The organism is Limnohabitans sp. (genome assembly GCF_046052765.1).
GTDB lineage: Bacteria > Pseudomonadota > Gammaproteobacteria > Burkholderiales > Burkholderiaceae_C > Limnohabitans.
The window spans coordinates 1-2,404 of sequence record NZ_JAVLFQ010000020.1; the positions used below are offsets into that span (position 1 = coordinate 1).

A 2,404-nucleotide genomic window follows, 5' to 3' on the forward strand; every position below is an offset into this window, starting at 1 on the left:
GCTCTTCGGCACTGACCACATCAACTTGTATGGTTTTCATGGGGCTTCCTTGTCAGGTGCGTGAGCAGCCCGGATTAAATTTTCTTGGCCTTTTCAATGGCCTCGTCAATCGTGCCGACCATGTAAAACGCCTGCTCGGGCATGTGATCGCATTCACCGGCGACGATCATCTTGAAGCCGCGAATGGTTTCTGCCAAGCTGACGTATTTACCAGGTGAGCCGGTAAACACTTCGGCCACGTGGAACGGCTGGCTCAAGAAACGCTGTATCTTGCGGGCCCGTGCCACGGCCAGTTTGTCTTCGGGGGCGAGTTCGTCCATGCCCAAAATGGCAATGATGTCGCGCAGCTCTTTGTAACGCTGCAAAGTGCCTTGCACAGCGCGTGCCGTTTCATAGTGATCGGTGCCGACCACCAACGGGTCAAGTTGACGACTGGTTGAATCCAAGGGGTCGACCGCTGGGTAAATACCGAGCGACGCGATGTCACGAGACAGTACCACGGTGGAGTCCAAGTGCGCAAAAGTGGTGGCGGGAGACGGGTCGGTCAAGTCATCGGCTGGCACATACACAGCTTGGATGGAAGTGATAGAGCCAACCTTGGTGGAGGTAATACGTTCTTGCAAACGGCCCATTTCTTCGGCCAATGTAGGCTGGTAACCCACGGCTGAAGGCATACGACCTAACAGCGCAGACACTTCGGTTCCAGCCAAGGTGTAACGGTAAATGTTATCCACGAAGAACAACACGTCCTTGCCTTCATCACGGAAGGATTCCGCAATGGTCAAACCTGTCAACGCCACGCGCAAACGGTTACCGGGCGGCTCGTTCATCTGACCGTAGACCATGGCCACTTTAGATTCAGGCAGATTTTCTAAATTGACGACGCCAGAGTCGGCCATCTCATGGTAGAAGTCGTTACCTTCGCGGGTACGTTCACCCACACCGGCGAACACGGACAAGCCGCTGTGGGCTTTGGCGATGTTGTTGATCAGTTCCATCATGTTCACTGTTTTGCCCACACCGGCACCACCGAACAAACCGACCTTGCCGCCTTTGGCAAACGGACACACCAAGTCAATCACCTTGATGCCGGTTTCCAGCAGTTCTTGTGAAGGACTGAGTTCGTCGTAAGCAGGTGCTTTGCGGTGAATAGAAGCCGTTTGGGTTTGGTCGACAGGACCGCGCTCGTCGATAGGCGCGCCCAACACATCCATGATGCGTCCGAGTGTGGCTTTACCGACAGGTACTGTGATGGCTGCACCGGTATTGGTGACCATCAAGCCGCGACGCAAACCGTCAGAGCTGCCCAGCGCAATGGTACGCACGATGCCGTCACCGAGTTGCTGCTGCACTTCCAACGTGAGGTTTGAACCTTCGAGCTTGAGCGCATCGTAAATATGCGGCATGCTCTCACGTGGGAACTCAACGTCCACCACGGCGCCAATACATTGGACGATTTTTCCTTGAATTCCTGCGTGTGTCATTGCCTGAGCCATGATGATTTGCTCCAAAAATATGAGGGTTACACCGCCGCCGCACCGGCCACGATTTCGGATAATTCCTTCGTGATCGCTGCCTGACGGGTTTTGTTGTAGATGAGTTTGAGTTCGCCGATGACGCTGCCGGCGTTGTCGGTCGCGGCCTTCATGGCCACCATGCGTGCAGATTGTTCGGACGCCATGTTTTCAGCGACCGCTTGGTACACCAAGGATTCGATGTAGAGCTCGAGCAAATCGTCAATCACGGCAGGCGCATCCGGTTCGTACAAATAGTCCCAGCTGTGACTGCCAGCGGCTTTGGCTTCGTTGTGCATTTTTTCATGCGACAAAGGCAGCAGTTGTTCGATCACCGGCTCTTGTTTCATGGTGTTGATGAAACGCGTGTAACAAATGTAGACCGCGTCCAATTTACCTTCGGTGTAGGCGTCCAACATGACTTTGACCGGGCCGATCAATGCTTCCAAATGCGGTGTGTCGCCGAGCTGGGTAAGCTGGGCCAGTACCTGCGCGCCCACACGGTTGAGAAAACCCAAACCTTTGTTGCCAATGGCTATGGTTTGTGGTGTCGCGCCGACGGCTTGCATGTCTTTGAACTTGAGGGTCAAGGCACGCAATATGTTGGTGTTCATGCCGCCGCACAAACCTTTGTCGGTGGTGACCACAATAAAACCGGTGGATTTGACGGGGTGCACCTTCATGAACGGGTGCACATATTCCGGATTGGCCTGGCCCAAATGGGCGGCGACATTGCGGATTTTCTCGCTGTAAGGTCGGGCCGCACGCATGCGGTCCTGCGCCTTGCGCATTTTGGAAGCGGCCACCATTTCCATGGCTTTGGTGATCTTTTTGGTGTTTTCCACCGACTTGATCTTGCCGCGAATTTCCTTGCCGACTGCCATGAAGTG

General features: G+C 54.5%; 2 protein-coding genes. Both read right to left on the reverse strand.

All coding sequences use genetic code 11. From position 1 onward, the window contains the following. Nucleotides 1-74: 74 nt before the first annotated feature. A complete protein-coding gene (gene atpD, locus AC9UG7_RS01795) occupies nucleotides 75-1,496 on the reverse strand; it encodes a F0F1 ATP synthase subunit beta (protein ID WP_509583503.1) in 1,422 nt (473 codons plus the stop codon). Between the two features lie 26 nt (nucleotides 1,497-1,522). After that, nucleotides 1,523-2,398 carry a F0F1 ATP synthase subunit gamma gene (atpG, locus tag AC9UG7_RS01800; protein WP_509583504.1) on the reverse strand — a complete coding sequence of 292 codons (876 nt, stop codon included), beginning with the start codon at nucleotides 2,396-2,398 and terminating at the stop codon, nucleotides 1,523-1,525. Between the last annotated feature and the right edge of the window lie 6 nt (nucleotides 2,399-2,404).